A 24,104-nucleotide genomic window follows, 5' to 3' on the forward strand; every position below is an offset into this window, starting at 1 on the left:
TCTTTTTTGATTAAGCTAAAAATTGCGCTTTAAAACTCCATTTAAGATTATAAATAACTGCTGTTTACTGATACTTCTGAGCAATTTTATACAAATCCATACCCCAACTTTGCCCAAACACCATAGCCTTTTCCATTAAACTAACTTGTTTAACTGACAGCTTTTTACCTAAATCCGTTTTATAAAAATCTGTCAATGCTTTTATTTCTTCTCGGGTAAATTCAGACATGTATAAATCGGCCATTTTACCATACAACCCATCAAGAGTTCCTTGTGCTTCAGCTAAATATTCCCCTTTTTTATCAACCGAAACTCCTGCTCCAATCTGGTCTATGGCTTTTTCGAAAGCTGCTCCAGATCCTGTAAGTTTAATAAATTCAATAGTTTCTTTTTTAAAATCTGCCTGATTTTGCGCCTCTAACTGCAACACTGAAAGCATAACAAAAAAGCAACTGAAATAAAATGTTCTCATGGTTTAGATTATTAAATTTTTATTTGTTAAGTTTATTCTTACGCAATTTTACAGCTTTTTATTTTTTTAATCCAATTGTTTCCAACAATTTTAAGTTTTCAAAGTCAACTTCATTATTTTTGTCAAAAATTTTAGCATGTCATCATTTCACAAACTTACTATTAAGACTATTACACGTGAAACATCAAAATCTATAAGTATTACTTTTGATGTTCCTGAAAATCTTAAAACAACCTTTGCTTTTACAGCAGGGCAATACATTACTTTAAAAACCACCCTTAACGGAAGTGAAATTCGTCGCGATTATTCGCTATGTTCTTCGCCAAAAAGTGGCGCATTAAAAGTAGCTATCAAAAAAGTTAAAGACGGTACGTTTTCGGCATATGCTAATAAAGAATTGAAGGAAGGCGATGTTTTAGAGGTGGCTCCGCCTAAAGGCCGATTCACATTTGTACCTAACGATTCAATCACGAAAAACATTGCACTTTTTGCTGCAGGAAGTGGTATTACTCCGGTTTTAAGCATTATAAAATGTGCTTTAGAAGAAGAAGTTCATAGTCATGTTATTCTAGTTTATGGCAACAAAACCACTGAAGACACCATGTTTTTAAATGAACTTTTGGAACTTCAACACACTTACAAAGATCGTTTTTCGATACAATTCGTATTCAGTCAAGCCGATGAGGATGATTCGATTTTTGGTCGTATCGAAAAAAGTACTGTAAATTATGTAATGAAAAATAAACATAAACACATTGATGTTGATGCTTATTATTTATGTGGACCAGAAGCGATGATACACCTCGTTAAAGATGTTTTAACTGAAAATGATGCCGATGCAGATCGTATACATTACGAACTATTTAAAGCTGCAAAATCTGAAGACATTAACGACACTCAAACCACAGTAGCCTCTGGAACTACAAAAGCAACAATTATTGTTGACGATGAAGAAACGGTAATCGATATGTCGCAAAAGCAAACGATTTTAGAAGCTGCCATTGACGAAGATTTAGACGCACCTTACTCCTGCCAAGGCGGCATTTGTAGCAGTTGTTTAGCTCGCGTAAAGGAAGGTGCTGCAACCATGCGCCAAAATAGCATTTTAACAGAACAGGAAGTTGCCGAAGGTTTAATACTAACATGCCAGGCGCACCCAACTACAGCAACTATTGTTGTAGATTATGATGATGTATAATTTGAATTTACGAGTACATAAAAAGGGCTATTATCTTTAGATGATAGCCTTTATTTTTTCTATAATCGTTTTAGGCGAAATACTTGCCGAAGCCTTTTCGTAACCTTCCGGATATTTATTTCCGTAAATAGACGTCGGGATCCTTGGAAATGCCTCACGATTGGCTACCAATTGAAAATCTTCTGGTTGATTAAATGGAACAAAACCTGCATATGGATGGGTTACACCCCAAAGGGTTACCACTTTAACACCCTTCATGGCGGCTAAATGACCATTACCAGAATCCATAGACAACATCACATCTAAATTCGAAATAACATCCAACTCTTCCTTAAAACTAAGCTTTCCTGCTATACTTATAACATTATTGTACGATTGTTCCAGCTCATTTAAAACTCGAGTCTCTTCCTCGCCACCGCCAAACAAAATAATTTGATGCTCCTTAGAAAGTGCTTTAATAACCTCTTTCATCAAATCTAAAGGGTACATTTTTCCTTCATGTGCTGCAAAAGGAGCAATACCAATCCATTTTAATGTATTATGGTCAATTACCTGTATAACTTGTTCGGGCAACTTACTTCGATTAGGAAATTCTAGTTTTGATAAATCAACTGAAAAACCAAGCGCTCCAAATACCTCAGCGTAACGTTGATGCGTGGTTTTTAACTGCTTAAATATCTCACCGGAAATCAATGCCTTTTTCTCGCTGCGCCCTTTATCGATTTGCTGAAATTTTGTGCCTAAAAAAAAGACTTTTAGAATATTTGTTCGAAGTACATTATGCAAATCGGCAACAGCATCAATATTGAGCCCTTTTAATTCTTTTGATAATTTGTAAAGCCCCAAAACACCTTTATGTTTTCCTTTTAAATCGGCTGAAAACACATTTACATTTGGAATATCATTAAAAAAAGGCATAAAAAAACCTCTGGTTAAAACGGTAATTTTTACCAGAGGATATTGTTTTGTAAATGCCCTAAGTACAGGCACTGTCATTGCCACATCTCCCATTGCCGAAAGGCGAATAACAAGAATATGTTTTTGGGCGTCTGGCATGTATTTTAATCAACTTTGTACGTTAAAAGTCTAAAAAAAATGAGGTTACAATTATTTTTGACTTCTTAAAACAGGGTTAAGTTCGTCGTCGTTGTACATTTTCATTTGCTTGTATACTTTCATATACTTGTCGCCTTTTTCAATATCACTTAACAAGGTATCAATAGCCGTACTCAAATCAACACGTTGCTCAAGTAATACATCTAACTTCTTTTGGCAAGCCGCTCGGTGCTCATCAGAAGCATCTGTACGCGTTGCCTCTTCATTCATGTGATAAATTTTTAAGGCTAAAATCGATAGTCGATCAACGCCCCAAGCTGGACTTTCTGTATTTATAGTGGCATCGGTCTTTGCCTCAACATTTTTATATTTATCCAAAAAATAGCTATCAATATACTCTACCATATCGGTTCTATCCTGATTTGAAGCATCAATTTGACGTTTCAGTTTTAAAGCCGCTACAGGATCAATTTGCGGATCACGAATGATGTCTTCATAATGCCATTGCACTGTATCAATCCAACACTTTCTATATAATAAATGTTCGATTAAATCACTTTCAGGATAGGCATTTTCGAATGGTTGATCTACTGAATCTATAATGTGGTATTTTTCAATAACCTCTTGAAATATTTTATTGGCTTTATCTGTAAACATGATGAATTAATATTTAGGAGCACAAATATAAGTCTAATTAATTAACTTTATTGTTGAATTCTTAAAATAGAACGCATGAAAATTCACAATATCTCAACTGAAAATTCCATACTCAATAGCTTTATAGCCGAGATGAGAGATATAAATATCCAAAAGGACAGCATGCGTTTTAGACGAAATATTGAACGTATTGGTGAAATTCTAGGTTATGAATTGAGTAAATCCTTAAACTATACGCGTTCGAAAATAAACACGCCTTTAGGCACTTGCCATATGCATGTAATTGCAAACGACATTGTTTTATGCTCCATATTAAGAGCCGGGGTTCCTTTGCATAACAGCTTGCTTAATTATTTTGACAAAGCAGAAAACGCCTTTATCTCGGCATACCGCCATCATAAAAACAATCCTGAGAGTTTTGAAATTATAGTAGAGTATTTAGCTTGCCCCAGTTTAGAAGGTAAAACACTAATTCTTGCCGACCCAATGCTAGCGACAGGACAATCTATGATTGCTACCTACGAAGCACTTAAACCATTTGGCAATCCAGAAGAAGTACATTTAGTGAGTATTATTGGTGCGCCTGAAGGCATAAAATTAGTTGAAGAACACTTTCATTATGACACCCATTTGTGGATTGGAACGGTTGATGAAAAGCTTAATGATAAAAGCTATATTGTTCCTGGTATTGGTGATGCAGGTGATTTGGCTTTTGGAGAAAAACTACAGCAGTAACAAAACGAAAGGCACCACAACTAGTACCGACAAAAACACTTCTTTAAACCAGTCTTCTTCAATGGTTTCTAAATAATTAGCAATAATAATAGACAAGGGCGCAAACCCAAATAAAAATTCACTACCTGTTTTAATTGGCGCTAATGCAATTACTAAAGCAGCGACTAAAAAAGCAATAATTACAATTTGAAAAGAGGCTCTAAACGATTTCTTTTTGCTTTTTAAATTCTTTAAATAAAATATTGAAGACCAAATCCCAAAGGACAACAACATAGTAATTCCTATTAAATACTTCACGGAATTATATGATGTAAAATCTCGGCCTATCTCTAATTTTAACTGAAACAAATCGAAATAGTTACCTGTTACTATAATTGAAGTGCATACAGCAAGAATAAACACAGTCGCAACTCCTGTATAAGGTATAATCCAATGGCGCAAATCGTTATCAGAATACAACAATAGACTTACAATAATTAATATAAAAAATATGATCGCCCAGAAATAAAATAACGTTGCAATAGCAATCCAAAACGCCGCATCGAATAACTTCTTTTTTACATTTCTTTCGGTTCTTAGGCTCATTATACGACGCAAACCAAGTAAAAAGAAAAAGTTAGAAAACAGTATGTTTACATCGCTTGTAGTTTGTACAAATGTTAGAAAAAATACGCTGTAAAGCAGGATGTGATAATTATTTTTTTTGGTGAGATTATTTTTAGAAATAATAAAATTAACTACCAAAATGGTCATACAACACAATAGAAACACCGCAAACTGTTTCAGTACAAAAGCAATAGTCACCGATTGATTTTCTAAAGATATTCTAGCCATTACAAAAGCCAAAAGGGTAATAAAAAGCACCACAAAGAAATTTATTGGCTTAGATTTACTAAAAAGACTTGCTATCATTAACGGTTTTTGTATTTTTGCTACGTAAATATACTAACTCTGAAACTGATATATTTATTTCTCGTTTTGAAAATTAAATATTGAACGTGGCATGAGCCATTAAAAAAAATATAACACACTCATGAAAGACTTTTTTTATGCGATACAGGATTTATTCGTAAATTTTCTTTTTACACCACTTGATGGTTTAAGAGAATTAGAACTTACCAACTGGTTTGCAGCGAGTATCGTTTCTTGGATTTTTGTTGTTATCTGTTTAGTTGCTATCGTATACTGGATGATGCAACTTAAAAAGTACAACGACAATAACGAAGAAGACAAAACGGTTTCTTCGCATTCGTTTTTATAAATCGAATCCTATATCCTTACGATAATACATCTTATCAAAGTTTAGTTTATCTATACTTTGGTAAGATTTTTTTATGGCCTCCTGGTACGTCTCTCCATAAGATGTAATTGCCATTACTCGCCCTCCAGAGGTTACAACTTTCCCGTCTTTTAACTGGGCTCCGGCGTGGAATGGAATGGAATCTTCTATGGTATTTAAACCTGTAATTTCTTTACCTTTTTCGTAAGCTTCAGGATACCCGCCAGACACCATCATAATCGTTGTTGCGGCGCGCTCATCAATCTCAATTTCAATCTCATTCAGCGTTCCGTTAGCCATAGCTTGTAACACGGTAACAAAATCGTTTTTAAGTCTTGGTAAAACTACTTCTGTTTCAGGGTCTCCCATACGCACGTTGTATTCAATTACTTTAGGGTCGTCGCCTTCAACTTTAATTAAGCCAATAAACACAAAACCAACGTAAGGCAATTTGTCTTTCTTAAATCCTTCAATAGTAGGTTTAACGATACGCTCTTCAATCTTATTTAAAAATTCATCGGTTGCAAAAGGCACGGGCGACACAGCTCCCATTCCACCAGTATTTAAGCCAGTATCACCTTCTCCAATACGTTTATAATCTTTTGCTGTTGGTAAAATCTTGTAATTTTCGCCATCGGTTAAAACAAAACAACTTAATTCAATACCATCTAAAAACTCTTCAATAACTACTTTGGTACTCGCCTGACCAAATTTAGCATCAACCAACATGCTTTTTAATTCAGCTTTAGCTTCATCTAAATCGTTTAAAATCACAACTCCTTTACCTGCAGCCAGACCGTCTGCTTTTAATACGTAAGGTGCTTTAAGGGTTTCTAAAAAAGCATAACCATTTTCTACCGTTTCGGCAGTAAAACTCTCGTATGCAGCCGTTGGAATGTTATGGCGGTATAAAAATTCTTTAGCAAATTCCTTACTTCCTTCCAGTTCGGCGGCTACTTTTTGTGGCCCAATAACCGAAACATGCTTAATGGCATCGTCATTCAAAAAGAAATCGTGAACCCCTTGTACCAAAGGATCTTCAGGTCCTACGACTACCATTTCAATTTCTTTTTCTAATACCAGTTCTTTGATGGCTTCAAAATCGGTTACCCCAATATTTACATTAGTAGCTACGTTTGCGGTACCTGAATTTCCAGGTGCTACATACAATGCATTACATAACGGACTTTGAGCTATTTTCCAAGCGAAGGCGTGTTCTCTTCCTCCTGAACCAAGAACTAATATATTCATCTGTTTCGTTTTTATTGATCTCCTTTTTACAAGGAATTTCAGATTATTGATTTTTTAATGCCAGGCATTAAACCAGTTTTTTCGACTGCAAAAATAAAATTAATGCCTCGATTTCACGACTTTTTTTTATTTACTTTACAGAAATTATGTCTGCAATTGAGTTTTTTTAACCTATCACTACTTCTTAAAGGCTTTCCTGTAAAGGAAACCAACAAACTTTTGAAATCGATTCAAAAGCTGAATGAAGTGGATTACTCAGAATATCTTAAACGCCAGAAACAGGATATTGTAAAGTATCATTTAGAACACAATACCTTTTATCAAAATTTTGCAAAATCTGCAAATGCTTCAAATTGGGAGCGTCTTCCCGTAATGACCAAACGGGACTTACAACAACCTTTGGCACAACGACTATCTAAAGGATATTCAAAACAAAATATTTACAAAAACAAAACTTCCGGTTCGTCGGGAGATCCATTTATTTTTGCGAAAGACAAGTTTTGCCATGCCCTAACCTGGTCGATTTTTATGGATCGCTACCAATGGCATAATATCAATTTAAACACCTCCAAACAAGCTCGATTTTATGGAATTCCTTTAGATAAAATAGGCTACAACAAAGAACGTTTAAAAGACGCCTTAGGAAATCGATATCGGTTTTCTGTTTTTAATTTAAGTGATGCGGAATTAGAAAAAAACATAGTTACATTTAAAAACAAAGCTTTTGAATACATTAACGGATACACAAGCAGTATTGTTCAATTTGCTCAGTTTTTGCGAAAACAAAATATCATATTAAAACAAATTTGTCCGAGTTTAAAACTATGTATTATAACCTCAGAAATGCTTTTTGAAAACGACAGGAAACTTTTAGAAGAACAATTCGGTATTCCCGTAGTTAATGAATATGGCGCAGCAGAACTGGGTTTAATTGCCTTTGAAAACAGGTCGAATCAATGGATTATAAATAATGAAGATTTATATATTGAAATATTAGACGACAATAATAATGCGCTTCCACTGGGAGAAACAGGCCGCATTGTTATCACATCGCTATATAATAAAGCCCATCCGTTTATTAGATATGATATTGGCGATATAGGCGCATTAAGCGAAAATAGCACCTTAAAAACACCTATTTTAAAACACCTTACTGGACGTACCAACGACCTGATACGACTGCCTAGTGGTAAAAAGGCTGCCGGGCTGACGTTTTATTACGTTACAAAATCTATTATTGAAGATTCTGGTCGAGTGAAGGAATTCATAATAGAACAAATAACATTACATCAGTTTAAAATATGCTATGTGAGCGAAACCGAACTTACCAAGGAGATAAAGCGCAAAATTAAGACCAGCATAGACAATTATTTAGAAACTGGACTAGATGTCTTGTTTGAAAGAAAAAACACAATACAACGTGAAAAAAGCGGCAAATTAAAGCAGTTTAAGTCTGCTTTACAGTAACAACACGTTTTGACTTTATAAAAAAATGCTCAAATAAGAATCGCCCTAAACAAATTATTGATTTTACTATCGAAAATCCTAATCCCTTTTTGTACACTAAATAATTATATTTTAACAACGCGGATTTATTTGAAGAAATGCCTTTTTTGTGCACCCTATAAAATGCTAAGGACTCATTAATCCCCTTTGCAACCTGACCCGACTTTTTTAAGGTTAGCAACCAAAACAACCAGTCTTGCCGCTTTCTTAAATTTGGTGTTGTGACCTTTCCAATGGCAGCTGCCTTATACATTCCAGTTAAATTTCCAATATAATTACTTCTTAAAAGTTTTTTATACGAGACCGATGGTAACGCTATAACCCGTTTTCCCAGTTGAAGTCCTTTATGGTTTATTAATTCATAATCAGAAAAACAAATGTCACAACCTTCGGATGTCATGAATGCTATTTGTGTTTGAAGTTTATTAGGCTTCCATAAATCATCGGAATCAAGAAACGCTATATACTCCCCTTTAGCTTTATCTATACCAAAATTTCTTGCTACAGCAGCCCCGGAATTGGTATTTAAACAATGTAACTGTATTCTTGAATCTGAATTTACAATGTCGTTTAATAGATTTAAAGTAGTATCTGTCGAGGCATCGTCTACAAGTATAAGCTCCCAGTTATTATAGGTTTGATTTATAACAGAGTTTACAGTTTCAACAATATAATCTTCAGAATTATAGGCGGGCGTTATTATTGAAACCAAACCATTCATCAATACGCTTTTTCTTCGCCTTTCACAGCATTTAAAAACGTTTGCACCACGATTTTAATATCCAGAAGCAACGACCAGTTTTCAATATAAAAAATATCGTATTTCACACGGTTTACAATATCCTTGTTGGTTTCTATTTCACCTCTAAAGCCACTGGTTTGTGCAAGCCCAGTTATACCAGGTTTTACAAAATGACGCACCATAAATTTATCCACTTTTCTGGCGTACATATTGGTATGACTTACCATGTGTGGCCTTGGTCCAACTACCGACATATCTCCGAAAAGCACATTAAAAAACTGTGGCAACTCATCGATACTGGTTTTTCGAATAAAAGCTCCCACTTTTGTAATGCGCATATCACCTTTTGTAGCTTGTTCCATATGCGCATTTTCATTTGGTGTCATGGACCTGAATTTATAACAATCGAATTCTTTGTAGTTGAATCCGTTTCTTGACTGTTTAAAAAAGATAGGCCCTTTAGACTCTAAACGAATTATGATAGCCAAAATAGGTGTTAACCATGACAAAATAAACACAACGACTAAGAAAGAAAATACAATATCGAATGCGCGCTTTAAAAACTTGTTGATTGGTGTTTGAATTGGAATGTTTCTAAGTGAAAGCACAGGAATATAGTCGTAGTACTCATATTTTAAACGCTTGGAGTAAATATCTTTATTATCGGGTATAAACTTTAATTCTCTTAAATTATTGTCGGCAAAATCAATTAATTTATTAATCTGTTTATTTGATAACGAAGCCACCGAAAAATACACTTCATTGATATTATTATCGATAATATAATCAAAACATTTTTTCAGAGAAAAATCGGCATCATTAACATCGAATTGTTTCTTAAAACTATATCCAAAATGTAATTTCGTATTAAAGATTTTAATAAGCTGTCTTGTTTTTTCAGTATTTCCTAATACAACAACATTCCTTAAATTTCCTCCTAAAACCGCACGATACCGATTCAAAAGAAAAAACAATAAAATTTTAAAAAATGACACTAGTGCAAAAACGGATAAGATATATTCACCTAATGCCAGTCTGCTAATATCCGGTTGTTTAAAAAAACCAATGTAGGCATATAAAGCGAAAGCCAACAATACAAACTGCCTGAACAACAGTGTTACGATTTGCAGTAGCCTGGTATGTCGTTGTACTTCGTAAAATTCATTAAAAAATGAAATGGCTTCCCAAAATATAACAGCATAAATTACAAAAAGATACACATGATTTAAATTAATCTCAAAAAGAAATATTGAAAAAGAGATAATACTTAAATCAATTAAGTGTGAAAACGGTTTTAATAACCAGGAAAATCTGCCTTTTTTAGTTGGACTCAAATTATTTTTTTATATGTTTTTTAAAATCTTTATGCTCTCGTTTTTGCAAATCTTCAGGCGATAAGGTTTTAAAATATTCAAAGGTTAACCTCATCCCTTCTGCTCTATTCACCTTTGGCTCCCAATTTAAGATTTTTTTTGCTAAAGTTATATCCGGTTGACGCTGTAATGGATCATCCACCGGTAATTCCTTATATATCACCTTCTGATTTGTCTTCGTTAATTTAATAATTTCTTCGGCAAAATCTCTAATAGAAATTTCATTCGGATTTCCAATATTTACCGGGTAGGCATAATCGCTAAATAACAAACGAAAAATACCTTCAACCTGATCATCCACATAACAAAACGACCTTGTTTGCGAACCATCACCAAACACCGTTAAATCTTCACCTCTTAAAGCCTGTCCCATAAAAGCCGGAATAACCCGACCGTCATTTAAACGCATTCTAGGGCCATAAGTATTAAATATTCGAACAATTCGTGTTTCTAATCCATGAAACCTATGGTAAGCCATGGTTATCGATTCCTGAAAACGTTTGGCTTCATCGTAAACCCCTCTGGGGCCAATGGTATTCACGTTGCCATAGTAGTCTTCCGATTGCGGATGCACCAAAGGATCTCCATAGACTTCTGACGTTGAAGCAATTAAAATTCGTGCTTTTTTGACTTTAGCTAACCCTAACAGATTATGAGTTCCTAATGATCCTACTTTTAAAGTCTGAATTGGAATTTTAAGATAATCTATCGGACTCGCCGGCGAAGCAAAATGAAGAATATAATCTAAATCGCCTTCAATGGAAACAAATTCGGTTACATCATGTTCAATAAACTGAAAATTTGGATGGGATTCTAAATGCGCAAGATTCCTTTTATCTCCAGTAATGAAGTTATCCATGCCTAAAACATAAAACCCTTCATTTATAAAACGATCACATAAATGTGACCCTAAAAAACCTGCTGCACCTGTTATTAATACACGTTCCAAATTTATTTTCTTTATGTCGATTAAAAACACCCTACTAACCTCACTCAAGGGGATGTTTATATTTACCCTTTACCTATGCTGTAACACACGAAACCAATCTTCTTTAATGCTTTGGTATCTAGAATGCCACGACCATCGAAAACGAAAGCAGGTTTGAGCATATTATCATAAATACGTTGCCAGTCGTAGGTTTTAAATTCATCCCATTCGGTTAAAACCGCAATGGCATGCGCATCTTTACAAGCGTCGTATGGGTTGCTTTTCACTTTTAACAAAGTTCTATTCTCTTCTTCAGATCTTGTGTTTAAATAATCTAAATCGGCATAGATACGCTCTTCGGTTACCTTAGGATCATACACCTCTATTTGCGCCTGTTCGTTCAGTAAATTATCAGCCACCTGAATAGCTGCCGATTCACGTGTATCGTTGGTATCCTTTTTAAATGCCCAGCCTAAAAATGCTATTTTCTTGCCAGAAACCGTGTTGTAAAGTGTACTGACAATGTTGTCTGAAAATCTGTTTTTTTGGTAATCATTCATAACGATGACTTGCTCCCAATAATCCGCTACTTCATTTAGCCCATAGGTTTTAGCAATATAAACAAGGTTTAAGATATCCTTTTGAAAACAAGAGCCTCCAAAACCTACAGAAGATTTTAGGAACTTAGCCCCTATTCTGGAATCCATTCCAATGGCTTTCGCTACTTCATTCACATCTGCTCCTGTTTTCTCGCAAATCGCCGACATAGAATTTATAGACGATACACGTTGCGCTAAAAAGGCGTTAGCGGTAAGCTTAGAAAGCTCTGAAGACCAAACATTAGTGGTTAAAATACGCTCCTCAGGCACCCAATTGGCATAGACATCAACCAACGCCTGAATAGCTTGTTGCCCTTTCTCCGATGTATCGCCGCCTATCAACACGCGGTCTGGCGCTAATAAATCTTCTACTGCTGTACCCTCAGCCAAAAACTCAGGATTAGACAATATTTGAAATTCAACACCATTGCCTGTATGATCTAATATATTTTTAATGGCTGAAGCCGTCCTTACGGGTAAGGTCGATTTTTCAACTACTATTTTATTTGTTGTTGAAACTTCAGCAATCTGGCGAGCACATAGCTCGATGTATTTTAAATCGGCCGCCATACCTTTACCTTTTCCGTAAGTTTTAGTTGGCGTATTCACTGATATGAAAATCATATCGGCTTCATCAATGGCTTTCTCTACATCTGTGGAGAAAAACAAGTTTCTCCCACGAGCTTCTTCAACCACTTGATCTAAACCGGGCTCAAATACAGGTAATTTATTTAAATCCGTATCATTCCAGGCTGCAATTCTAGTTGCATTAACATCTACAACCGTTACTTTTATATCTGGACATTTCTGTGCAATTACTGCCATTGTTGGTCCTCCAACATAACCGGCACCGATGCAGCAAATTTTATTTATTTTCATAGTTTTTTTTTAATTAAAATCTTCGGGACAAACACTCTTCCAATGTTTTAATGCATTTCTAAAATTATATTTGAATTCGAAACCATTATCTATCAAGTACTGAGGCTTTATATTGGTTGGAAAACCAGCCTTTCGAACTCTTACGGGATGAATATCAGATTTCTTACCTATTAACTTAAATCCATTCTGTACAAAAAAAGCAATCAATGCCAACATTTTAACAGAAAGTTTAATCGTTGGTTTTGAATAGCCTAATTCTTCTTTAGCAATCTTAACTATGTCCTTTAGCGGTAAGAGAGGATTTTCAGCATAATTATATATAATCAACGAATCCTTTTGGTTTATTGTGAAAATCATACTTTCCACTAATCCATATATATAGCCATACCCCTTTATAATACCCCCCCCATTTGGAAGTACAAAAGTACCTTTTTTTAAAGCTTTAACCATTCTATAAACATTTCCGGGATCATTAGGCCCAAAAATAACACTAGGACGCACAATAATCAATCTTCTAGAGGCATCTTCTGCTAACCACTGCTTATGAATTTTTTCTGCAAAACCTTTTGAAATCCCATACGCCGTTTCAGGGTATAAAGTAGAGTTCTCCGTTCTTTCATGAAGTGATTTTCCATAAGGCGCAATACTGCTTGTGAAAAACAAGTTTTTTATTCCGGTTTTTCTAGCAAATTCATTAATATTTTCTGCTCCAGGAATATTAGTATCAAAATACTCCTGGTACTCATGACCAGGCTCTCTATGTATTGCAGCGAAGTTAAAAATCCAACTTGCATTTACATCAACATCCCCAATATCATTTAATATTGGTCTTCTTACATCTAATATCTCATGTACTAATCTATTCTCCTGAACTTGATTCTCAAAACCTACCAACTTCTGGATATCGTAAACATATATTTTATCAAATAAATTTTCTTTAAGTAGACAATTCAACAAGTTTTTTCCAATATAACCCGCTCCACCAAAAATAATTGCAGTTTTAACCATGTCTTTATTTAAATCTTTTCTTTTAACTTGCCTTTAAGAGACCCAAAGTATTATATATTTCTGTATCCAAATTTTTTAAAACTCAAATGAACAGCTAAAAACATCACCATCAAAACAAAACTAACGATAACATTTTTATTGAGAAACCTACGATAAAACAAATAATTTTGCTTTAATAAATCTAATTTATTTTTACTTAAAGATTCTTCATTTGAGGTTCTATAATAAGCTAAAGGGTGTTTTAGACAATAAGCCTTTTTAGTTTTATTTAAAATATTAAACCACAAACCCCAATCTTGCCTTTTTCGATAATCAGGCATGAATACTTTTCCCACTATATTAGAATCATAAATCGCAGTTAAAGTCTTTATATAGTTATTAAACATTAATTGCAAATGGTTTACTGATCCTGGACTGTTAATAATTTTTGTAGGGTTATTTACTTTATCCAATTGATAATATCTTGTATAAGAAAAAGGATATTCATTTTTCAACATAAAATTTAACTGTAATTCCAGTTTTTGATCATGCCAATAATCGTCACTATCTAAAAATGCAATAAATCTTCTTTTTGCAATGTCAATTCCTTTATTTCTAGCAATGCCCGCCCCGACATTTTCATTAAAAAAATATGTTTTAATCCTAGAATCCTTTAAGGCATATTCTTCAATAATATCCCTCGAACTATCAGTAGAACAATCATCTATTAAAATTAATTCCCAATCTACAAAAGTTTGATTAATAACAGAATTAATGCATTCAGGTAAATACTTTTCACAATTGAATACAGGAGTAATTATAGATACCATCTGAATTTAGATTTATAAATTTGAAAATAAAGTGCATAACTAAAACTTACCAAAATCAAGCCCCACTGTCTATATAATAAGGATTCAAATAGGAAATTAAAAAGAATCATTATTAAAAATAAACTCAATTCATCTTTACATTTTGAATTTTCTTTTATTAATAAAACAGGTGATAAACAAAAGAAAATAAATAGGGTAAAGCCCAAAACCCCAGAATTAAAGAAACTTTGAATAAATTGGTTGTGAGCATTAAAATCGTGATTAAATAATGTTTTAACCTCGGCCTTGCCATTAATATTTCCGTAACCATTTAACCACTTTTGTTTAACCAAAATTAAGTATTCTTTATAAATGTCTAACCTTTGACTTGTACTTAAGTTTTCTAGATCTCCTAAATTCTGTTGATCATTTATCAATAGCGTTTGATACATATCCGTAAACCTGGCAATCATGTAATTTTTGGTATTGAACAAATAGAGTGATATGACAATAACAATAGATAAAGAAAGCCATTTATAACGTAATAAAACTCTGAATGAAAAAATAGGGAGTAAAATAATCCAACATAACATGACAGCTTTAGATGCCAATCCTAAAATAACAAAGACATTTAATAATATAAAAATCAACCTCACCCATTTATTAAACATTTTCCTGAAAATAAGAAACAATAAAGAAAATGTAAAAACGAGCCCAATATAAGTGCCGTGAGCATAATTCTCTATAAAGCTAAATTTGGTTATTTTATAATTGGTTATAGGTTTCTTTTTAAGAAAATCTTCTCCCGAAGATGAGTAAAATTTTGGATTGAGTAATTCTACGTAACCTCTATTTTCTAATTCTTTATATTTCCATTTGTTACCTCCATTATTATCAACAATAGAAAAATGAAACCACTCTCTTGTCAAGTTTTTATCTGGTTTATCTTTTAAAACAAATTTAAAAAACCCATTTTTTAACTTAAAAGATTCAACAGTAACTCCCTTTTGTACTTTACCAATTTCTCCAGTTTTTAAATTAAACCAAGCTCCTTGACTTTGACTATTATTAAAATTTCGAAAATATACCCATATCTCATGTTTATAATCACTAACTCTTACGGTTAATTCTCTAACAATTGAATCTTCTTCCTCTAAACTGGGTAAAGAACCAATTCTTCGAAAAGACATATTATCTGAAATTTGAAACTTAAATATTGAATCATTATTCCCACTTAATTGCTTAATATCACTTTTAATCCACTCGTTTCTGGTAAATTCTTGCTTATTGAAATAATTTAGATATCCGAAACTCCAAAATAAAATTAAAATTAATCCAAATATTGAAATTAAAAACGTTGAAGTTTTTAATATGGTATTAATTTCTTGCCTAGAAAAGTTGGATGTAAAAACATAAAATGGCACTATTAAAACCACTAAGTTTCTTAATAAGAAATCAAAATTTAGAATCCCATAATCTATATCAACTATAAAGCAAATAACAATGGATATATAATATAAAATAAATGGAATCATTAAGGTTTTTAAGGTTCCTCTAATATAATTCTTCTTCTTTAAATTAAAGAAGGTTATAAGAACCAATAAAATTAAAACAATACTAGAATACTTTATAGGAAGCAACAGCGAAGGTAAGATTAAACCTGCTAAAAGGGTAAAATATGAATTTTTATTTTGAAAAAAATTATTCAACATTTTTTATTAAATTTTCAATTAAATATTCATTTCTATCCCACAAATCATTATCAAACTCTCTACGAATGTTCTTTTTATATGTTAAACTATGAACTAATAATTTTTCAACAGCAATACTAAATTCATTTATATTTCCCTTTTCAACAATTTCAACCGCCACTTTACCTCCAAAAGCATCCTTAAAATTACCTACATTATAAGCTACAAAAGGAATTCCTAAACCAATAGAGGTATAAGCAACACCACTTTGACTAATATTCTTATAAGGCAACCAAAGCATCGATGCCTCTTTAATTTTATCAATTAAAAACTTAGTATTTACTTCCTTTGAAATAAACTTAATTTTATCCGACAAATTTAAGTCTTTTACCATCTTATTTAATTCATTGAGATAAGATGGGTCCCCAAAACCAATTATTTCCAAACTAAACCCAATCCCTCGCTCACTTAAAATTTTTGCTATTTTAATAGCATCTTCAACCCCCTTATATTTTGATACATATCCCACAAGTAAACATTTATTTGAGTTACAATTAAAATGAACATCTCGTAATTCTCTAAAAAACAGACCATGCTGTATTTCAAATATTTTAGCGTAAGGATTTATTTCTAATATTTTAGTTTTTATTTCTTTAGTTTGAACAGCAATATTAATACACGTTTTGTAAAGAAAATTATAACGTTTTTTGATTTTTAAACTATTATTATTGTGTGGATATACGTTATGCACAATGTAAACTAAAGGTATTCGATTTTGTAGAAAATTTATTAGATAAACTTCTAAACGAGTATACTTTAATAATTGTAACCACTGAATTATTATTCGATCAAACTTTTTAAAATTTAAGATTAACCATAACCAATTAAGTATATAATCCAGTAACTTAACACCTATATTTATACCTAAATATTTGTTAGTTTGATTGAAAACATCTAAAAAGTCATCTTTTTTCTTACCTAAAATAAAAACATTTGTATTATTCTTTTTTAAAGAATTTGACAGGTAATGAGTATACACAGAGGACGTCCCATTAAAATCTACAATTAAAATATTATTCTTTTTCATTAATCAAAAGGTGGCAACCAGCGACAATTGTAATTTAAACTTTTATTTCTCTTCGATATTACTTTTGCCGGTACTCCTCCAACAATATGATATGGTTCAACGCTTTTAGTAACTACAGCACCAGCCGCAACAACAACGCCTTCGCCTAATGTAATTCCTGGCATAATTATAGCATTTGTACCAATCCAAACATGCTTTTCTATTTTTATTTCTTTGGTTATATACTTGAAATCAGGACTATTAACATCATGGGTAGCCGTTATTAATTGAACTCCTGGCGAAATTGATACATTATCACCTATATCTAACCCTCCTCTTCCATCTAAATAACACCCCCTATTAATAGCTGAATTTAATCCTATTTTTATTTTTCTTTTATTAATGGTTACATTCATATGGATACTACTTCCTTTACCTAATTCAATACCTACGACATATCTATAGTAAAAATGCCTAATAAAATAAAATGGTATTTTATTAATTATATTATTAGGAAGATAGTGTATCAAAAAATAAAATGGATACCACAAAATTTTCTTTACCATAAGTTTTAATTAAATTTTTGTTTTATCAGAATCCCTCGTTTAAGTATTCCGAACAAAAAAATTAACATAGGATTAAAACCATTATTCAACATAGCTCTTTCATGCTCTTTTAAAGCCTTACTTTTAAAATTAGTACTAATACCACCCAATCTCATATAAGTAATATTAGAACATCTTTTAAATTTAATATTTTGTTTGAATGCTCTAAGTAAAAAATCTGTATCCAATGCAATTTTATAATCTTCTTTAAAAAACCCTATTTGACTATAAAGCTTTTTAGTTGCAAAACAAGTTGTATGTGAAAAACCAAAATTTAAATAAATCCGTTTGGGGTTAAATACTCGATCCATGGTTTCAACTACATTCTTGTGTATATCAACTCGCTTACAAATACCATATGATAATTCTGGTTTATCGACATTTAAACAAGAAACAACTTTTTCAATGGCATTATTTTCATACCAATCATCAGAGTTTAAAATTCCTATTATATTACCACTGCAAAGCCTTAACCCCTTATTCCAAGCGTCAGCAATACCATTATCATTTTCACTTACAAGCTTTAAACTTATGCCCTTTTTTAAAATTGTTTCTTTATATGAATTAATAATAGATAACGTATTATCATTTGAAGCTCCATCAATAATCACATATTCAATCTTGCAATACGTTTGATTCAAAATTGATTCAATAGTATCTCGAATAGTAGATTCACTGTTATATGTAATAGTTATAATACTTACTAAAGGCATTTTTTTATTCTTTAACACTTTCAAAATCCGATTTATCAGTTAGAAAAAAGACTCTGTAAGGGATATTTGGATCTTTATGTGGATTTAACTTTCCCATTATTAACGTAAAGACAAAAAAACAAAAACATAAAAGATATACCATAGGCTTTAATACTTTTCTTTCTTTTACAAGAATTATAATTTCAGGAAATAAGAGAATAAAAAACACCATAAAATACAATGCCCCTCTAAATCCTGCATGACCATAAGGTGCTAAACTAGACCAAATGAACAATCCGATAAAAAAAGTATTTAAATAAAATCTATAATTGTAATCGTTTTGTTTCTTGTCTACAAAGAACAATATAAATAAACCGATTACTTGAAAAGCTAATAAAATTTTATCTCCTCCCACTCCTATATTTTGATCTAAATAAGGCAAATAATAAGGAAACAGACTCTTTACTAAAATATAAATTAATTGAGATGAGAAGAAACCACTTATATAAATAATCAAAAAATGAACATTTTTAAATTTTATATTATAAACCCAGTATAAAATTATTGCTACTATTGCAGATTTGTGAAATAAAAATGCAATGAAGATACAAGATAAAAATTTAAATAAAACTCTAGACCTTATATATTTGAAACTATAAAAAACAATGGATAAGGCCACATATTGCCTAATAATTGACAAGGAATTAAAAAAGAAAATTGGAAAAGACAAAAAAACTAAAGTTGAAATAACATAATCAGAACTATATTCTTTAATCGACCTATAGGTTAAATAGATAATTATAAAAGATGTTATTATAAAAAATAATTGATAAAAGCCTATATCATGAGAAAAAACAACTAAAGACCTACTCAAAAACTCCAATCTATTAAGCTGATCTTCAATAAACTTATAATCTCCTTTTATCCATCCATAATACAAAGGGAAATCGTAGCCTACATCAAATCTGAAAGCTGAAAACAAAAAAACTAAACTATAACAATAATTAAAATATTTAAGCTTGAAACTTCTATTATAATTAATTAAAAAACAAAATATTATAAAATAAAATAATATATATAAAATCATAAAGCAAAGAGTAGTTATTGTACTTTTAATTTTAAAATTTTAATATCATTAAAATATCTAGAATATTTTTTAATCCATTCTTCACCTTTATTCCACCACTTAAAATTGATTAAAAACTCTATATCAGATGATTCAAATCTAAACTTCAATATCCTTGCAGGCACTCCTGTTACGATTGCATATGGTTCAACATCTTTTACAACTAATGCATTAGAAGCGATTATAGCACCATCTCCAATTGTAACACCTTCCATAATAGAAACCCCATCCCCTATCCAAACATCATTCCCTATTAAAATTAGATATTTACCATTTTCATCCAATGGTTTTTCAAACTCATCAAATAATTGCTCCTTAACATAGGTAAAGCCTAGTTGTTTTCTTAAGGAAAAAAATGCTGGATGAGTGGATACAAAATTGGATGTAGGGTGCTTTCCGATTACACATTTAACATTTGATCCAATTGAGCAATACCTTCCTATTTTTGTACTTTTAAATGATGAATTCTCACCTATATAAGAAGCGAAACCTAAATATGAAGATATAAAACGACTATTTTTTGAAAGTAAATTTCGCCCTTCAAAAAAGGCTCTTTTATCAATTTCTGAATTTCTACCAAATATTGTTTTTTTTTTGTGTGCTATTTTAATTTTTAATAAATAAATATAAAACCACTTTAAATAAAATCTTAGAAACATTTAAACAATTTTTAACGATAAACTTTTAATATTTTTCCTAATAACATTGAGCATAGTACATAAAATAAGTTAAAAAAATATCTTTTTAAAAGGTAATATACTGATGTTTTATCTTTTAAAATTAATCTAGTTAATAATGAAAAATACACTATTCTTCCTAATATTAATTTAGAATAAAAACTAAACCCTTTAAATGTTGCATAATAACTAAACTCTTTAAATAAAGGTCGCCAATTAACAGATAAATCACTGCTAGTTGTATTGTATACAAAAATTGGGATAGGAGTATAAACTATTTTAAAACCCTCAATAAATCTCAAATTAAATTCCATATCTTCAAAATAAGATATCTTAGAATTAAAATATCCTATTTTATTAAATATTGATTTGCTTAATAAGGTATTTCCAGTTCTTGGAAACACCTTATTCAACCAAATTTTTTTTGGATTATTATTCACAACACCTTCAAACCTTTCCTTACATTGAAGTAAAAGACCATTAGACTTCAAGGTGCAAAAATTACCAGTATAAACTAATTTGCCCGGAAACTTTTTTTTTAAATTCATAAGGGTTTCTAATGCTACCTTATATAACATATCATCTGCATCTAACAAAAATATCCATTTCCCATTTGACCTTTTTATTCCAAAGTTTCTGGCATCTGATACACCTCCGTTCAATTTTTCTAATATCGTAATACGGTCATCTTTAATTTTCTTTACCAGCTCTAAACTTTTATCAGAAGATCCATCATCAACAATAATTAATTCAAAATTTGTAAAAGTCTGCTTCAAAACTGAAGAAATAGTTTCTAAAATAAACTGTTCTTTATTATATAAAGGAATAATAACTGATATTTCTGGGTTTTCACTTTTTTTCATTTATAAATTATCCCTTAAAAATGCAAAAGAATCCGCTTTTAATTTCTCTAACTTTTTATTAACACTGTTCCAGTCAATATTATTATTAAGTTCTTCCTGTCTTAACTCTTCAGAAGAATATATTAATCGATCTTCCAAATCAAGTTTTGATAATATAGATGTAAATCTTGTCATGCCTCTTCTGGCATTTCCATAAATTACAAATGGCTTGTTAAAAATAATTGAGTATAAACAAGCATGGAAGGAATCGGCAATAACAAAATCGGCATCATAAAATCCTATTACCCAATCTTCGACTGGTGGGGCTACTCTATCTTTTAATGATGCCTTTTTATCGTAAGTTTTATTATTATTTACTTTAAATGTAGATAAGTTTAAAGTACTGGAAATACTATCAATTGTAATCTTTATATCGGGAGTTTCATCTAAAATATAAATTAAAATACCTCCTTTTGGTTTATAGGTAGATTTATTAATGTTTACTAAATTTAAGTAGTCTTTAACATCTAAAAGCATTGTCGGATCTAAAACATGAGTAGCGTTAACCTTAAAATGTTCCTTACACAATTCTAGTCCAGAATTTTCTCTTACTGATACGGCATTAAATAATTGAATATATCGTTTGCATTTTTCTGTTTGCTCTTCAGAATAATTCCAATCATTAGAGCCAAAAGAAGCAGCATAAGACATTCGTTTTAACTGTTTATCTTTAACAAAACCGAAAAAATAATCTTCTATTTTTGTAACATATTGAGGCCTCCAGACTTGGTCACTTCCTACAATAAAGGCATCAAAATTATAGCTAATAATTTTAGAAGATAATGCCTTTGGAGTATAAAAAGCTTTGGTTTGTGGCTGAATATGTTCATTTATAAATCGTTGTGTATTACTCCTAATGAACTCCTCTTCTTTAAACGGAGAGATTTTAACATCTTTTTTTAAAAAATACTTTAAAATATACCTTTTTAAATAAGATAAGACCAACCTAACCTTAGATTTTTTATTTCTATAATTAATCAACCAAGCATCATGCCCCATTTCCTTTAGTACAAATAATAAAGCATACGCCTGCAACAACCCTCCATAGTTACTATGTAAAGGCAGAGTTAAAATTCCTATTTTTAATTTTTTCATAATTTCTTTTGCCTCTAAGCAAAACTGCTATTTTCTCAGTACGTTTTTTAGGGTCTTCAGTCTTTCTTCTCCCAATACCTGTTTTGCTATTTTTTTTATAGATTGAGATGAGTTTTTCTCAATGTTAACCATTAACTCCAAAGCTTCACTTTCTTTGTCACTATCGGTAAAAACTTCAAATAACATAGGTTTATCTGTAATATTCGGTTCCAAAAACCTTTTGTAGATCTCATTAAAATCTTCTTTACTTGAAGCTGTTAAATACTCAAAACCTAAATTTTCTGCATAATTCTTTACTAGAACTTCAGATTTGTTTCCAAAATGACCAGCTGCCGCAATAAACTTATCCGCTTGCTGTCCAAAATGTGCCGCCTTATGATTAAAATGTCTAAATTCAGTACCTTTACCGTTATTAATCAAAAGTATTCTTATATTACTACCTAAATTATAATTCCCAATAGCATTCATATCATAGAAAAAAGCTAAATCCCCTACAACACCGTAAAATAATTTATTACTGTTTGCTAATGAAGCACCTAATAAGGTAGAAACATTACCATCAATCCCAAATCCTCCTACAGATGATGTTGAATTAATACTATTAGGTATCTCAAAAAAATTCCAAGATCGTAAACTATTTAAAATTCCAAAATGAATACTAGAGTTCTCTGGTAAATATTTAGCCATTTTAGATGCCACCCATATATTGGAAAATGGAATTTCTGGGAGTTTACTATACAAACTATCCAAATGATTTTTACATGCTAGATAAAAGTCATTTCGAGGCTGATAATCAATATTTATATACTTCTTGAAAAACGTTTGTTCTGGCATTTCAAATACATACCTTAATTTACCAAAAGTATCTCTAATTTCGCCGTCTTCACTTACACGCCAAACTTCTTTTCCTGAAATTTGTATATTAAAATAATCTCCTGAAACTTCGCCAATATGTATTAATATATCCGGATTAAAAGCTAAAGTATCTCTTAATTGCTGAGAAGCCGCTAATGAATATTGTAATCTGTACTTACCTTTATATCCGCTTGTATGATCACAAAAAACAGCTGAATTATTAGCTGCACAAAAATCATCTAAAATTCTTGTTTCTTCCTGATTCATATCTTTATGTGCTCCAACAAATACTGCTATTTTACCCTTTCTCAATATTGGAATTTGATCATTAAATCTAATTCGATTAATAACTCTAAAATCGGGCAACACTTGAGTGTTATATTCTTGATTGTAAGTTGTTTGAAAATTTAAATGAACAGGCCCTCCTCCTTGCCTATTTAATTCTAATATTGCTTTATTAATTTTAATTTCGCAATCATTTAAATCAGAATCATCTTTTATAATAGGTAAAGTTAAACTAAGTTTACAAACATCGTTTGGCAAAACTCCTCTATCAATCACTTGAGCTGTAAGATGGGATACCTTTGAAATTTCTGGTGTTGCAGTGATAGAAAGTATAGGAAGTTTCCTGTAATACGCCTCCGTCAATCCTGGTAAATAATTTCTTGAAGCAGTTGCTCCTGTGCAACATATTACTACGGGTTCATTTGATTCTCCGGATAATCCACACGCCATATAGGCTGCAGAACGCTCATCAACAGCCGAATACATTTCAAAGTAATTATCACTTTGCATACTTGCTACTATTGTCATATTTGTAGTACCAGGAGAAGCTATAACCTTCCGTATTCTATGCTTTTTTAATAGAGCTATTACTACTTGTGCACTTTTTTCATTTGAATAAAATTTTTCCATATTCTATTT

General features: G+C 31.5%; 23 protein-coding genes and 1 pseudogene. 4 read left to right on the forward strand and 20 right to left on the reverse strand.

Annotated features, from left to right (window positions below; genetic code table 11):
- Nucleotides 1–64 precede the first annotated feature (64 nt).
- Nucleotides 65–472 carry a DUF2059 domain-containing protein gene (locus ICJ83_RS03505; protein ID WP_188228959.1) on the reverse strand — a complete coding sequence of 136 codons (408 nt, stop codon included), beginning with the start codon at nt 470–472 and terminating at the stop codon, nt 65–67.
- Nucleotides 473–608: 136 nt separating this feature from the next.
- On the opposite strand from ICJ83_RS03505, the gene ICJ83_RS03510 reads away from it, so the two are divergent.
- Complete coding sequence (locus ICJ83_RS03510; protein WP_188228960.1) at nt 609–1,670, forward strand: ferredoxin--NADP reductase; 1,062 nt, start codon at nt 609–611, stop codon at nt 1,668–1,670.
- A 36-nt stretch (nt 1,671–1,706) separates the two neighbouring features.
- Here ICJ83_RS03510 and ICJ83_RS03515 read toward each other — a convergent pair whose 3' ends face one another.
- Complete coding sequence (locus ICJ83_RS03515) at nt 1,707–2,726, reverse strand: glycosyltransferase family 9 protein (RefSeq protein ID WP_223154579.1); 1,020 nt, start codon at nt 2,724–2,726, stop codon at nt 1,707–1,709.
- 51 nt (nt 2,727–2,777) lie between these two features.
- Entirely contained in the window at nt 2,778–3,383 is a 606-nt protein-coding gene (locus ICJ83_RS03520; protein WP_188228961.1) for a DUF4254 domain-containing protein, read from the reverse strand.
- 75 nt (nt 3,384–3,458) lie between these two features.
- On the opposite strand from ICJ83_RS03520, the gene upp reads away from it, so the two are divergent.
- Nucleotides 3,459–4,118 (forward strand): uracil phosphoribosyltransferase, encoded by a 660-nt coding sequence (upp, locus tag ICJ83_RS03525; protein WP_188228962.1) that lies wholly within the window; start codon nt 3,459–3,461, stop codon nt 4,116–4,118.
- Here upp and ICJ83_RS03530 read toward each other — a convergent pair.
- The gene (locus ICJ83_RS03530) at nt 4,107–5,030 is read right to left on the reverse strand and encodes a DUF6427 family protein (RefSeq protein ID WP_223154580.1); all 924 of its coding nucleotides are present in this window, start codon (nt 5,028–5,030) and stop codon (nt 4,107–4,109) included. The two genes, upp and ICJ83_RS03530, sit on opposite strands and share 12 nt — an antisense overlap.
- Nucleotides 5,031–5,151: 121 nt before the next feature.
- Here ICJ83_RS03530 and ICJ83_RS03535 point away from each other — a divergent pair, with 121 nt between their 5' ends.
- Nucleotides 5,152–5,379 carry a DUF6341 family protein gene (locus tag ICJ83_RS03535; RefSeq protein ID WP_188228964.1) on the forward strand — a complete coding sequence of 76 codons (228 nt, stop codon included), beginning with the start codon at nt 5,152–5,154 and terminating at the stop codon, nt 5,377–5,379.
- On the opposite strand, the gene purD is transcribed toward ICJ83_RS03535, so the two are convergent.
- Entirely contained in the window at nt 5,374–6,648 is a 1,275-nt protein-coding gene (gene purD / locus ICJ83_RS03540; protein ID WP_188228965.1) for a phosphoribosylamine--glycine ligase, read from the reverse strand. The genes ICJ83_RS03535 and purD overlap by 6 nt on opposite strands.
- Nucleotides 6,649–6,750: 102 nt before the next feature.
- Here purD and ICJ83_RS03545 point away from each other — a divergent pair, with 102 nt between their 5' ends.
- Entirely contained in the window at nt 6,751–8,115 is a 1,365-nt protein-coding gene (locus ICJ83_RS03545) for a phenylacetate--CoA ligase family protein (RefSeq protein ID WP_223154581.1), read from the forward strand.
- Here ICJ83_RS03545 and ICJ83_RS03550 read toward each other — a convergent pair.
- The 15 genes and pseudogenes from ICJ83_RS03550 to ICJ83_RS03620 all read right to left on the reverse strand — a co-directional run bounded on the left by ICJ83_RS03550 (nt 8,096) and on the right by ICJ83_RS03620 (nt 24,095).
- The gene (locus ICJ83_RS03550) at nt 8,096–8,875 is read right to left on the reverse strand and encodes a glycosyltransferase family 2 protein (protein WP_188228966.1); all 780 of its coding nucleotides are present in this window, start codon (nt 8,873–8,875) and stop codon (nt 8,096–8,098) included. The two genes, ICJ83_RS03545 and ICJ83_RS03550, sit on opposite strands and share 20 nt — an antisense overlap.
- Complete coding sequence (locus ICJ83_RS03555) at nt 8,875–10,230, reverse strand: undecaprenyl-phosphate glucose phosphotransferase (protein ID WP_188228967.1); 1,356 nt, start codon at nt 10,228–10,230, stop codon at nt 8,875–8,877. The genes ICJ83_RS03550 and ICJ83_RS03555 overlap by 1 nt, the downstream gene beginning before the upstream one ends.
- A gap of 1 nt (nt 10,231) precedes the next feature.
- Entirely contained in the window at nt 10,232–11,218 is a 987-nt protein-coding gene (locus ICJ83_RS03560) for a UDP-glucuronic acid decarboxylase family protein (RefSeq protein ID WP_188228968.1), read from the reverse strand.
- Between the two features lie 62 nt (nt 11,219–11,280).
- The gene (locus tag ICJ83_RS03565) at nt 11,281–12,675 is read right to left on the reverse strand and encodes a UDP-glucose 6-dehydrogenase (protein WP_188228969.1); all 1,395 of its coding nucleotides are present in this window, start codon (nt 12,673–12,675) and stop codon (nt 11,281–11,283) included.
- 9 nt (nt 12,676–12,684) lie between these two features.
- Nucleotides 12,685–13,683 (reverse strand): NAD-dependent epimerase/dehydratase family protein, encoded by a 999-nt coding sequence (locus ICJ83_RS03570; protein ID WP_188228970.1) that lies wholly within the window; start codon nt 13,681–13,683, stop codon nt 12,685–12,687.
- A gap of 50 nt (nt 13,684–13,733) precedes the next feature.
- A complete protein-coding gene (locus ICJ83_RS03575) occupies nt 13,734–14,492 on the reverse strand; it encodes a glycosyltransferase family 2 protein (RefSeq protein ID WP_188228971.1) in 759 nt (252 codons plus the stop codon).
- Complete coding sequence (locus ICJ83_RS03580; RefSeq protein WP_188228972.1) at nt 14,480–16,183, reverse strand: O-antigen ligase family protein; 1,704 nt, start codon at nt 16,181–16,183, stop codon at nt 14,480–14,482. The genes ICJ83_RS03575 and ICJ83_RS03580 overlap by 13 nt, the downstream gene beginning before the upstream one ends.
- Nucleotides 16,173–17,249: a glycosyltransferase gene (locus ICJ83_RS03585; RefSeq protein WP_188228973.1), complete on the reverse strand. Its 1,077-nt coding sequence runs from the start codon at nt 17,247–17,249 to the stop codon at nt 16,173–16,175. The genes ICJ83_RS03580 and ICJ83_RS03585 overlap by 11 nt, the downstream gene beginning before the upstream one ends.
- A 47-nt stretch (nt 17,250–17,296) precedes the next feature.
- Nucleotides 17,297–17,452, reverse strand: a pseudogene (locus tag ICJ83_RS17115) (DapH/DapD/GlmU-related protein); the annotation flags it as partial.
- Between the two features lie 347 nt (nt 17,453–17,799).
- Complete coding sequence (locus ICJ83_RS03595) at nt 17,800–18,546, reverse strand: glycosyltransferase family 2 protein (RefSeq protein WP_188228975.1); 747 nt, start codon at nt 18,544–18,546, stop codon at nt 17,800–17,802.
- Between the two features lie 4 nt (nt 18,547–18,550).
- Complete coding sequence (locus tag ICJ83_RS03600) at nt 18,551–19,612, reverse strand: EpsG family protein (protein WP_188228976.1); 1,062 nt, start codon at nt 19,610–19,612, stop codon at nt 18,551–18,553.
- A 14-nt stretch (nt 19,613–19,626) separates the two neighbouring features.
- Nucleotides 19,627–20,310: a CatB-related O-acetyltransferase gene (locus ICJ83_RS03605; RefSeq protein WP_188228977.1), complete on the reverse strand. Its 684-nt coding sequence runs from the start codon at nt 20,308–20,310 to the stop codon at nt 19,627–19,629.
- Between the two features lie 11 nt (nt 20,311–20,321).
- Nucleotides 20,322–21,191 (reverse strand): glycosyltransferase family 2 protein, encoded by an 870-nt coding sequence (locus ICJ83_RS03610; RefSeq protein ID WP_188228978.1) that lies wholly within the window; start codon nt 21,189–21,191, stop codon nt 20,322–20,324.
- On the reverse strand, nt 21,192–22,325 hold the full coding sequence (locus tag ICJ83_RS03615; protein ID WP_188228979.1) for a polysaccharide pyruvyl transferase family protein: 1,134 nt from the start codon (nt 22,323–22,325) through the stop codon (nt 21,192–21,194). It lies immediately after the preceding gene.
- A gap of 27 nt (nt 22,326–22,352) precedes the next feature.
- Nucleotides 22,353–24,095, reverse strand: a complete 1,743-nt coding sequence (locus ICJ83_RS03620; protein WP_188228980.1) for a thiamine pyrophosphate-binding protein — start codon at nt 24,093–24,095, stop codon at nt 22,353–22,355.
- Between the last annotated feature and the right edge of the window lie 9 nt (nt 24,096–24,104).

This window comes from Aestuariibaculum sediminum (assembly GCF_014596945.1).
GTDB lineage: Bacteria > Bacteroidota > Bacteroidia > Flavobacteriales > Flavobacteriaceae > Aestuariibaculum > Aestuariibaculum sediminum.

Excerpts from the sequence above, each read along its gene's own strand:
- ICJ83_RS03505 (WP_188228959.1), bottom strand. The coding sequence starts at position 472 with ATGAGAACATTTTATTTCAGTTGCTTTTTTGTTATGCTTTCAGTGTTG.
- ICJ83_RS03510 (WP_188228960.1), top strand. The coding sequence starts at position 609 with ATGTCATCATTTCACAAACTTACTATTAAGACTATTACACGTGAAACA.
- ICJ83_RS03515 (WP_223154579.1), bottom strand. The coding sequence starts at position 2,726 with ATGCCAGACGCCCAAAAACATATTCTTGTTATTCGCCTTTCGGCAATG.
- ICJ83_RS03520 (WP_188228961.1), bottom strand. The coding sequence starts at position 3,383 with ATGTTTACAGATAAAGCCAATAAAATATTTCAAGAGGTTATTGAAAAA.
- upp (WP_188228962.1), top strand. The coding sequence starts at position 3,459 with ATGAAAATTCACAATATCTCAACTGAAAATTCCATACTCAATAGCTTT.
- ICJ83_RS03530 (WP_223154580.1), bottom strand. The coding sequence starts at position 5,030 with ATGATAGCAAGTCTTTTTAGTAAATCTAAGCCAATAAATTTCTTTGTG.
- ICJ83_RS03535 (WP_188228964.1), top strand. The coding sequence starts at position 5,152 with ATGAAAGACTTTTTTTATGCGATACAGGATTTATTCGTAAATTTTCTT.
- purD (WP_188228965.1), bottom strand. The coding sequence starts at position 6,648 with ATGAATATATTAGTTCTTGGTTCAGGAGGAAGAGAACACGCCTTCGCT.
- ICJ83_RS03545 (WP_223154581.1), top strand. The coding sequence starts at position 6,751 with ATGCCTCGATTTCACGACTTTTTTTTATTTACTTTACAGAAATTATGT.
- ICJ83_RS03550 (WP_188228966.1), bottom strand. The coding sequence starts at position 8,875 with ATGAATGGTTTGGTTTCAATAATAACGCCCGCCTATAATTCTGAAGAT.
- ICJ83_RS03565 (WP_188228969.1), bottom strand. The coding sequence starts at position 12,675 with ATGAAAATAAATAAAATTTGCTGCATCGGTGCCGGTTATGTTGGAGGA.
- ICJ83_RS03570 (WP_188228970.1), bottom strand. The coding sequence starts at position 13,683 with ATGGTTAAAACTGCAATTATTTTTGGTGGAGCGGGTTATATTGGAAAA.
- ICJ83_RS03575 (WP_188228971.1), bottom strand. The coding sequence starts at position 14,492 with ATGGTATCTATAATTACTCCTGTATTCAATTGTGAAAAGTATTTACCT.
- ICJ83_RS03580 (WP_188228972.1), bottom strand. The coding sequence starts at position 16,183 with ATGTTGAATAATTTTTTTCAAAATAAAAATTCATATTTTACCCTTTTA.
- ICJ83_RS03585 (WP_188228973.1), bottom strand. The coding sequence starts at position 17,249 with ATGAAAAAGAATAATATTTTAATTGTAGATTTTAATGGGACGTCCTCT.
- ICJ83_RS03595 (WP_188228975.1), bottom strand. The coding sequence starts at position 18,546 with ATGCCTTTAGTAAGTATTATAACTATTACATATAACAGTGAATCTACT.
- ICJ83_RS03600 (WP_188228976.1), bottom strand. The coding sequence starts at position 19,612 with ATGATTTTATATATATTATTTTATTTTATAATATTTTGTTTTTTAATT.
- ICJ83_RS03605 (WP_188228977.1), bottom strand. The coding sequence starts at position 20,310 with ATGTTTCTAAGATTTTATTTAAAGTGGTTTTATATTTATTTATTAAAA.
- ICJ83_RS03610 (WP_188228978.1), bottom strand. The coding sequence starts at position 21,191 with ATGAAAAAAAGTGAAAACCCAGAAATATCAGTTATTATTCCTTTATAT.
- ICJ83_RS03615 (WP_188228979.1), bottom strand. The coding sequence starts at position 22,325 with ATGAAAAAATTAAAAATAGGAATTTTAACTCTGCCTTTACATAGTAAC.
- ICJ83_RS03620 (WP_188228980.1), bottom strand. The coding sequence starts at position 24,095 with ATGGAAAAATTTTATTCAAATGAAAAAAGTGCACAAGTAGTAATAGCT.